The organism is Planktothrix sp. PCC 11201, assembly GCF_900009135.1.
Classification (GTDB): domain Bacteria; phylum Cyanobacteriota; class Cyanobacteriia; order Cyanobacteriales; family Microcoleaceae; genus Planktothrix.
In genome coordinates, this window is sequence record NZ_LT797691.1 from 1 (window position 1) to 9,951 (window position 9,951).

11 protein-coding genes are annotated in these 9,951 nt (G+C 36.4%); 10 read left to right on the top strand and 1 reads right to left on the bottom strand.

Translation table 11 applies throughout. From position 1 onward, the window contains the following. From PL11201_RS26405 to PL11201_RS04515, 5 genes are all read left to right on the top strand, one after another. A partial coding sequence (locus PL11201_RS26405; RefSeq protein ID WP_159451512.1) for a hypothetical protein occupies positions 1-1,089 on the top strand: 1,089 nt, incomplete at its 5' end. Between the two features lie 96 nt (positions 1,090-1,185). Beyond that, positions 1,186-1,854, top strand: a complete 669-nt coding sequence (locus PL11201_RS04495; protein ID WP_079677421.1) for a hypothetical protein — start codon at positions 1,186-1,188, stop codon at positions 1,852-1,854. Between the two features lie 605 nt (positions 1,855-2,459). After that, on the top strand, positions 2,460-2,957 hold the full coding sequence (locus PL11201_RS04505) for a hypothetical protein (RefSeq protein WP_144017670.1): 498 nt from the start codon (positions 2,460-2,462) through the stop codon (positions 2,955-2,957). Positions 2,958-2,971: 14 nt separating this feature from the next. Further along, entirely contained in the window at positions 2,972-3,328 is a 357-nt protein-coding gene (locus PL11201_RS04510; protein WP_079677424.1) for a hypothetical protein, read from the top strand. A gap of 4 nt (positions 3,329-3,332) precedes the next feature. After that, positions 3,333-3,695: a hypothetical protein gene (locus PL11201_RS04515; protein WP_079677425.1), complete on the top strand. Its 363-nt coding sequence runs from the start codon at positions 3,333-3,335 to the stop codon at positions 3,693-3,695. A gap of 144 nt (positions 3,696-3,839) precedes the next feature. Here the strand turns inward: PL11201_RS04515 and PL11201_RS04520 are convergent, their stop codons facing one another. Then, complete coding sequence (locus PL11201_RS04520; protein WP_079677426.1) at positions 3,840-4,898, bottom strand: hypothetical protein; 1,059 nt, start codon at positions 4,896-4,898, stop codon at positions 3,840-3,842. A 34-nt stretch (positions 4,899-4,932) separates the two neighbouring features. Here PL11201_RS04520 and PL11201_RS04525 point away from each other — a divergent pair, with 34 nt between their 5' ends. From PL11201_RS04525 to PL11201_RS04545, 5 genes are all read left to right on the top strand, one after another. After that, the gene (locus PL11201_RS04525) at positions 4,933-5,871 is read left to right on the top strand and encodes a hypothetical protein (protein ID WP_079677427.1); all 939 of its coding nucleotides are present in this window, start codon (positions 4,933-4,935) and stop codon (positions 5,869-5,871) included. Beyond that, entirely contained in the window at positions 5,872-6,822 is a 951-nt protein-coding gene (locus tag PL11201_RS04530) for a hypothetical protein (protein WP_079677428.1), read from the top strand. A gap of 433 nt (positions 6,823-7,255) precedes the next feature. Next, a complete protein-coding gene (locus PL11201_RS04535) occupies positions 7,256-9,139 on the top strand; it encodes a hypothetical protein (protein WP_144017671.1) in 1,884 nt (627 codons plus the stop codon). Positions 9,140-9,165: 26 nt separating this feature from the next. Further along, complete coding sequence (locus tag PL11201_RS04540) at positions 9,166-9,408, top strand: hypothetical protein (RefSeq protein WP_079677430.1); 243 nt, start codon at positions 9,166-9,168, stop codon at positions 9,406-9,408. A 34-nt stretch (positions 9,409-9,442) separates the two neighbouring features. Next, positions 9,443-9,808 carry a hypothetical protein gene (locus tag PL11201_RS04545; RefSeq protein ID WP_079677431.1) on the top strand — a complete coding sequence of 122 codons (366 nt, stop codon included), beginning with the start codon at positions 9,443-9,445 and terminating at the stop codon, positions 9,806-9,808. Positions 9,809-9,951 lie beyond the last annotated feature (143 nt).

Here is a 9,951-nt window from a genome sequence, read left to right on the forward strand (position 1 = left end):
GAGTCACCTAACTACAGGGTGTTTGAGACTACGCCAAGCAATAAACTTGACAGGGATAAAACTTATTTAATCAGTGGAACGGAATCCCAGATTCTGTTACAAGGTAGTTTGATTAAAGCGTTACATGAAATACTGGGACAAAGATTAGGGTTCACAATAGATTTTAAAACGTGGTTTACAGACTTTGAATATGAATTTAAAAAAAATCCGATAACGGGACAGAATAGGGGGTATGTAAATGAAGCCGAAGAAAGTATTAAATATTGGGGGGTATTGAAAGACGCTCGTCCTTCATTTGAGTGGATACTACCGAGGGAGGATGCGACAGAACTAGAATTAGAGTCTTTTCATTCACTGGGATATTACGTTATTAAATTTTGGAAAAATAGAAAAAATAAAGATGAATTTATTTATATAACAGGTACGATGATTGAATTGCGTCAACAATGTTTAGATGCAATGAGAGATAATAATTCTCATTTTGATGAAATCGGTAAAACTTCTATCAGTGAATCACAACTACTTTCAGGTTTCCCAGAAATAAAATTAAGGTTTTGGCAAACTACAAAAAATGAGAATAAAAACTATAGACACGATACAGAACTTAGTATTACATTAATTGGCTATGGTGAATGCTTAGAAGATAATCAGCCAAAACTATTAGACATAAATGATTTAAAGAAATTTAGGGAAAAAATTATGACTTTGTTTTTCCCTAATAATATTCCTTTTATTTTAAAAAGGGGAAAAGAAACTTATACTTACCAAGATTGGAAAAAAGGATACGCAAATTATACCCATTTTTTAAATGAACAAAATGCAATAGAAACATATAAATTACTTGTTCAAATTAAAGGAGATGCTTTTGATGAGAATAAAGTTGGCATAGGTTTAAAACTCAATGACAAACAATTTAATGACGATGAGACTATAACCGTAATGAATAAACAGGTAAAAAAGCGAAATTATCGTCCTGTAGTAGATTTACAATTTTGGCAGGCTTGGGTCTGGCTACCCAAGTCATCTAAAAAAATTATGCTGTTTAACCGGGGTCGGGGTTTGCCGTGTGACCCTATTTTTAACGATTAATAAACAATGGGTAAAGGTTAAGGTTTACCCATTGTTTATTTTAACTATAACTTGTTTTTTAGTTTGTTATATTTTAAAAAACATCTAAAAATAAATATGGCAGATCCAAAAGTAAATAAAGACATCCCGACATCGGAACCCGCGCAGACTACAACAAGTATTGAATCTCAAACAGAACAAGATACTAAGGGTGATGCCGTAGCAGGAGCCGATAATGACCCCACTAATTTTCGTGCCGAACGAACAAACGTAATTGCGCCTATTGATAGTGATACTGCGGTGCAATTTAGCGTCCCTGCTTGGTTTACGTTGGGCTTAGATTATGATGCAACCAAACAACCTACTCCCGCCGCATTCAAATTTTTAGTATCTGAAAAAGATCCATCTACTCGCAAAGTTCGCCTAGAAGCAGATGGGGGAGTACCTAAAAAATTACCAAGATTTATAGGCAAAAAAGTTACTTTAGGATGGAATAAAGTTGCAGATGTTCCCGCAGGAATTAGTATTGATAAAGCGGCTGTACCAGTTGGAACGGGTACACCGGCAACTCCTGGCAGGAGTGCTTCCAAGTCTAAAAAACGATCTATTCGTGTTCACAGTAAGATGAACACACGAGCGATTCAATACTGGTTACTTCAGGTAATCCCCGCCGCTAAACAGCCAGATTATTTTGAAGTCGGCGGCAGTCGATACCCTTTAAAGGGAATGACTGTAGACTTATCAAGTCTAAAAGATATTTACAAACAAGAAGCGGCAACACCATAACAATTAATTGAAAGGAGGGTCAGATGACTCTACTTAATGAGACAAGATGGAATAATATCTATGACGTTAGACATGAGTCATCTGACCCCTTGCCTTTAATTCAAATACCCCAACCGTTTTATAGGCATACAATAAGGATTCACTGTGAAACATTTAGTGACATCCCAGATGGATTTTATAGGGGCGGGTATCTTACCCATAGGTTAAATGATTTTACTAACACTATCCCTTGGCAAGCTGAAAATTTAATTGTGCCTATTAACAGGATTCAATTGATTAGATTACAAAATTTAACTAATCAATTTTGGCTTGAGTTCCAACCTCTAAGAAAATGGTTATGGGTCAATTTAAAGATTGATTACTTTGAAGATGAACCGTAACCGTAACAATGATATAATCTTTTAATCAATTTACCGTTAAAAGATTATATCATGAAACCAAAACAGCCAAACCCAAACACTAAAAAAACAAAACCAACAGAGGTGGAATGGGTAAGAGGTATGCTAATTATAGTATTTTTTACAGTGTTTTTAAATTTGGTGATAACGTGTAAAATTTTAGAAATCATTTCAGGGAATCAGTTTGATGTACCATTTTTTTAAACTATGAATATAACACTGGGTTTATACCCACAATTCTCATCTGTAACAACCCTAGAGGAACTAACACTCCAACTGTGTCGAAAAGTGTTAGAGATTCAAAACAACCCTGACTTAAATTTGACTAATGAAAGGGTTATTACTATTACTGAAAATATTACCGAGGAAATTGCTACAATTAATTTAACGGAATTAGAGGGAACTATTGTTAATGGAACCATATCAATTAAGGATTACTACAATTTTGACTTTACTCCTGGTACTGGAGTCTATCCTTACGATAGAGAAACTTTACTCGACGCTTTATTTCACGTTTTAGCTTACCAACATAAGCAGGAATTAGTCATTGCTAAAAACCCTGGTAGTAAAATGTGTTGTGATTTTTCGATTGAATCAGTTACCGAGATGAGTACATCTCAACAACTTTTAATTAGTTGTTCATTAACTGATTACCCTATTACCATTAATGGTAATACTCGAACCTCTAAACCCTATTTGAATTAAAGGAGTTAACCCACATGGGATTTTTAATTACACCGCCCCCAGTATCGGTTTTTGATGGAAATGTAACTCAATTAAAGTTAGACAGTACCGTTAGTTCTACGAGTACATTAATTGCTAATACCGCAAGTACATTAATTCCCTTAGATGGAACTGCTACTAACGGTAGAAAAATTTATTCAATTGTAAACACTTCTACTTCTGCAATCGTTAAAATAGCGTTAGGGAGAACTGCAACTGCTACCGATTACGATTATGTACTTTACCCAGAGAACATTATTGGGGATTTTGATTTTTCAAAGGAGTTAATTTCTGTAATTAGCACAGGAACACCTACCGTTAACGCTAGTTACGCTAAATATGTAGAGGTGTAGCAAAATGATTTTAATTGCACCACCCAAAAACAATAACTGGGATTCTTTACAGAATAAACCCGCTATTTTTTCAGACAACCAAATTCACTGGAGCGAGATACAGGGAATCCCTGAAAGAATTAGCTTTTTAGCCACTAATATTCCAGGGAATTGGCAACCCTGGATTTTAAGCGATTTCTATAGCCAAAGGCTTGAATGGATGGGGCTAACATCCTCACCCAATGCTTGGACTATGGTACAACGTGACGGAAATGGCAAAATCAATGGCACTAGCTTTAAAGCGACGGCTCTGCCGCTTGTGCCGGATGGATTGAGTGCTGGTAATTTCTATCGTGATACCAATGGATTTGTAAAGGTTGTAATGTGAACCCAATAATTAAACTGAAAAAATTAATCAACTGGGACATTGAGCGATGGAGATTACCACCCAGAAAACCTAAGCCCAAAAAACCAACTAACCCATAGAAGATTATTTTCTATAGCCGCAATGGATAGCGGCTATAGAAATATATTAGGAGTACCTCATCTCAAAATATTCTTCAACGTCGTCAAAAACTACGTCCTTAACTCCATCCAAAAATCCCTCTACAAAGGATTTAATCCGAGGGTCTGCAATCCCCTCGATTTTTGCTTCAACCCAAGTAGATATTTTCCAGTCTTTAACTTCTTTCTCCTTAGTTTTTTCGTCTTCCTCATCTCCCCAACCTTCGACCAGCTTGACAAAATCAGGATTAAGTTCCTTTAACCCAGGGGCGTTGGCAATTGCTAACTTAATCGCACTCCGACCATTTAAAAACGCAAATAAAAACCCGATACGCTTGGCTGCATTTAGTCCCACCCAAGCGAAATTACTGATTCCCTGCAATAACTCCTTACGTTTATCCTCTGCGTATTCACTATAGGCGAGTGCCAACCCCCGCACGTCAATCACAACTTTTGGCGGGGATAAAATCCCTGTCATTACAAACCGTGCAAAGCTACTGCCTAAAAACTGACCAGCTTGACCATATAGCCCATCAACAATTGAATTAATTTGCTTCCATATCTCGCTATCAGGGATATCAAAGTTAAAGTCATAAACCGTTTCACCAAAGTTCAACAAACTTGATATTAATTGGGGGATTGTAACCCCGGTTGTCATTGAAATTGCCGCGCTCCCAGCTAGGGCGGCACCTGCCAACCCTGCGTTTTTGGCTACCTCTAAAGCGCCATAAACTTGAGCTACTGGATTCCCATTTTGTAGAAGATATCCGGCTAAAAAAGTCCCTGCTCCGGCTGCGGCTCCCCCGGCAGCTGCACCTATAACTATTCCTGGAAGTCCTGCAAACGCTCCAATCCTTGCCCCTATAAATGCCCCTCCGGCAATATTATTAATCATGGTGGTTCCCTTTATCAGTTTCGCCCACCAAGCGGAAGAATTAGCAACCGCCCTAGCCGCATCTACAAAAAACGAGCTAATCCCACTAAAAAAGTTAGGGTCAGGGACTCTCTCTTTATCTGTTAACGCTGTCGATAAAGTATTCCCTTTTATTTTGGCAATATCTTCTGTTTTTAGTTCTGTTGCTGCCATATAATAATAACAAGATTACTACATCTAGTATTATATGCCAATAATTCCGAGTAATTGGACAGGACAACAAACTATTAACGCTATTGGTATATCGGGGGGTAGTGGGTTTCCTGTTTATCAATTTGTTAGTTCTAATGAACTAACAATTAATGAGATAGATACTTACATTGACTTGGTTGTTTCAATCCCTGAAACTGTTAATAGGGAAATATCCTTAGATATCATTTCCGGTAGATGTAGACTGTTTTGGAAAAATAAAGACGATAGCTATAGACCAGTTTCACCAAGCAATTTTAATTTTTTACCCGGTAGTAATTTTGTAGATGTAACTCTAGGACAATTAGGATTATCCATTAAAGTTAGTGAACCTACAGAAATTTTTTTAATAATCCGTTCCGATAAAGATATAATTGATAAAAATACAGAGGAACTTATGATACCTGTTGAACTTCGATTAGTATTGCCTACAGGAACAAATTATACAGCTTGGGAACCGTATGATATTTATGCAGGTGAAACATACACCTATGCCGATAATCTGAACAAGTTAAAAAATAGTGATAGTGGTACTACAGGCTTTAAATTATTTGATATTTACAGTTTTTATCCTGGCAAGAAAATTGACTTTAACGTTCTAATAACAAATCCGATTAATTACGGTTCGATTCATTTACAGCTATTTGACCCTTTAGATATCGCTCAAACCGCGTTTGATATCGCATCTGATTTAGTCAATCCAGAGTTAGAATCCCTTCCAAACAGCTTTGTAGGGCGATTAACCCGCAATGCTTGGTATAAAGACGTAGTATCGGGTTTGGTGCAGGTTAAGCCAGATTTTAGCCGTCATGTAGGTAGATTTGTAGCTCAAAATATTAATAATTCCAACGCATTTGATACCTGCATTATTGAGTCTTATGCGCCCAATGCAGACCCCTATAAAGGCGGTACTTTTGTATTAACAGGGGATTTTTAAATGACTTTTTACAGCAAGACGTTTGCCGGAGAAGTACCTCCGGTTGTTATCGATAAAAATACTTATTCAGATTCATCTGATTATCAAGAAATTAAGCTAATTTCTTGGCGCGATATTATTTTAAAACATTTACCGAGTAACGCTAATCTATCAACAGTCCAATGTGAATTAAAATTAGAGTATCTACACTTTGATTATTTAATCCCATCCCGAGCTTTAGTGCCTAGTGACAAAATACCTGTATATGCGAGACGGGAATCAGATTTATCAAAACAAGTTAAAACGATTAATTTTAAAAATGTTTATAACCATAATTCTAATTACGCTTTTGAATTTCGATTGATAAAACATTACGATATCGATTACGCTTTAGGGGACGTTTATTTTACTAATGATATCCCTTATAATGAGGAGTTAGGATACCCAATAGCTGATTTGATTTATAACAATAGATTACCTGGTTTTATTGACTTAATGCCCTACTTGACCAAAACTACACCTTTAGTTTTTGGTGACATTAAGCAAGAATTAAAACTACAGATATATCCCAAATTATCTACAGATGATTTAATTCTTGTTGGAGGCGGTTATTCAGGTAGTGTTACTTTTGAACTTCTGCCTAGAGAATTATTGATAACCAAATCGGAGAATGTGGTTATCAATAATATTCCTAAGCAATTATTACCGATAAACCCTAAACGTTTAAGTTTTTATTTATGCAATAACGGAGCGACTGATATTATTTACAATTTTGGATTAACTACAGGTGAAAATTCAGCTAAATTAAAATTATCACCTGGTAAAACTTTAGTTTATGAAGATAAAACTTTAATTATCGATAATCAAGAGATAGATACAGGTGATAGTAGGGCAACTATGAACTTACCCTTATGGAGTCGCTGTGAAGTAGGAAGCAATGTAGTTGCGATAGAAGAAGTAAGCTATGTGTAATTTCCTTTTATAGCCGCTATCCATTGCGGCTATAGAAAATAATTAGAGACAAAAAATGACTACATACGGAACAGCGACAAGAATAGGGAACTCTGGGACAGCTATCTCAGGTCAGACTCAACCGCTCAATTTTGGAAATGGGGCAACAAGTACCATTAAACCCTTTTCGAGAAACCCATCATCTATTGCTAAATCACCAACTACCCCACAACAAGGAAAAAGTACGATACAACCGACTAACGGACAATTAAGACAAGCTCAAAGAACAGCCGGATTAAGGGGAGCCATTGCTACAGGTAGGGGTTTTGGAGCGAGTAATCTTGCTCAAGGTACAGCCAGGACAGCAGGTAGAGCTACACCGGGTGTAGGTATCAACGCCAAAGGTGATGTAGAAATCGGACTGAGGGTTGGTGGTGCGGGTATAGCATTATCTGTGAAGGGTGACTTATCTCTGGGTGTTCCTGGATTATCAGTAGTAATTGATCCCAAGAATTTAAGCAATACTACAGTTGATCTAGGTTTTGGAACTGCTACAGTTGAGCAAACCCGAGAAGGTTGTGATATTACTGTCACTGTGACAATGTTCGGGAAAATCGTTAATCAAGACACAAGAAAAGCTGATAACTGTAGCGAACCCGAACCTACCCCTACTCCAACCCCTACTCCCACACCACCCCCTAAACCGCCCGACCCGGGGGAATACTCACCTAAAATACCGCCTAAGTCTGGTAACCCACCAAGGTTAAACGATACGGGTACAAAGCCAGGGTGGGTAATTCTAGAATTACCAGGACGGATATCCTATCAGTGGAATGGGAGCTTTATTGTTGGAGTTTACTTGCAAGGAGAAGATTCTAGTTTTTGGGATCACGTCCCTGAATACAAAGCATTTCTTCAGGGCATCCCATCGACAAGCTATTACGACACCAGTTGGGAGTTAGACATTAAAGTATCTAACACGCAATTATTGATAGGAGCAACAGAAACAACATACCTACCAACTGTTCCTAAAAATAGTCCTAAATGGGTCACAATGGAGGCGTTAAGAAGCGTCCAACAACGAATTAAAGACAGAAAAACAGATAACACTTTAGAAGATTTATCTAATAAAAAAATATCTAAAATATCTCAACCTTCAATCATTAAAGGCAGTGGGCAAACGTCGGGGTATTCAGCAGGTTTAGACGCTAATTTTATTGATTACTTCAAAGATAATAATATTGTTAACCTTAATGATAATTTTATTGATTTTACTTTTATGGATTTTTTAGCAACATCTCAAGGAGATATTTTAGACTGGAGTATTTTTAATTATTCAACTAAATTTTTTTATTATAATATAATGGGAACAACTTACAAAGCTGTATATAAAGGTGACGGTATTATTTTATTGGGTACTAGTAACCTGCAAGATTTATTAGAAAGAATTGAAACAATTCCAGAGATTAATGCGCCTATTCAGCATGATTATACCCAACGTCAATGGAGAAATAACACAAAAGAACCTGTTTTGGGTCGGGTTACGGATTTTTATACCAAACCCAGAATTGTTCAAACTATAGAGCTAAAATATAGGAACATACCAAACAAAAAAACTGAATTTGAAACCCCACCTAGGAGTATTCCACCAATTATGGATAATGAATGCTGTGATTTGATTGAGGATATTTATGATATGTTAGGTGGCGATAACTTTAAAGAAAACGGATTAGAAATTCCCAATCATCTTTATATCCCTGGTGGAAAGGGTGAGACCAAGGGGATGACCTATAACGCTTTAATGAATCTAGTATTCAGAACACTTGACCATAGAACGTGTGGAGAAGTTGAGATTGCAGTCAAGGATAATAACCCTATGAAAGAAGGGGAGCAAGGATACACTTTTAAAGCGATTAATAATACTGCTGCAATAGGTAAAATAATGGAATTATCACAGAAACAGGATTCTGATATATCGGCACTATTAAATCTAATCATTAGACTTAATTGGATAGCTGTACAGATACTGAAAGTGTCAATTATTGCGAGTGAATCGGCTAAAGCAATAATTGGATTCTTTGGGATACCAACCAGAGATAAGATTGAAAGTGTTGAAATTCCTGTTGACCCATCTCTAGGGGGAAAAGTTGGGTTTGACCCTAAGAAACCTACCGATGACCAGTTAATTAAACTTCTTGATTTAGATGACCCTGAGAAAACAATTAAAATCCTTGATAAATTTATGAATTATTCTAAAATACCCGTTACTATCAGAAAGTTTATTGGGGACGCTAAGGGTGGGAACTTCTGGTGGATGATGGACAAAAAAGGAAAATAAATATAAGGATGCAATAGGTTAAAATAATGAAATTTGATATCAATGGTAACGAAGGTAGCTATCAGTTTTGGGATAGATTTAATAACGAATATCTTGTACCTCTACTACATGAATTAGCAGAAGCATTAGAAACATCTGATATATCTAGTAGCTCTAAAATTAGATGGTATGTACTTCATAAATTGTTAACAATAATTATTGAGGATACAGTAAACCATGAATACTACTCAGATAATGCTCATTATCGAGAAATTAATGAGATACTTTAATTAAACACTTAGGATAGGAGATTAATTAAAAGTTATGGCTAAACGTCCTAATTTAAGGAAAAAAGATGATGTTTTGGAGTCCCTTGGAAAAGCAAAGGGGAAAAATATTAATTTATCTAAAAAACAAGACCCAAAGGAGAAATTAACCTTTAGGCTTGAAAATGAAATTAAGGAAATGGCACTCAAAATCGAAAAGGAACGGGCTAATACTCGGGATGATGTAGCAATCGTTCAGGGTAAAGGAGGAGGAGAGAATCTGGAGTTTTATTGTGAAGATATCCAGAATAACTACGAATTCACTGTTAAGGATTCTAAAACCGAAAAGGAAAAGTCTAAAACAGACTTTATTTTGCGACCCGTGTCTGAATTGACGGAATACAAACAGGAGAAGGAGAGGTGATTTCTATTTATAGCCGCTATCCATTGCGGCTATAGAAAATAATCTTCTATGGGCTAGGGAAAAATTTACCCGCAATCCGAGGGAAGATTTACAAACTTCCCATTGTATGCAGCTTGGGAAGATAACCAGAAAGTTTTAGGAAC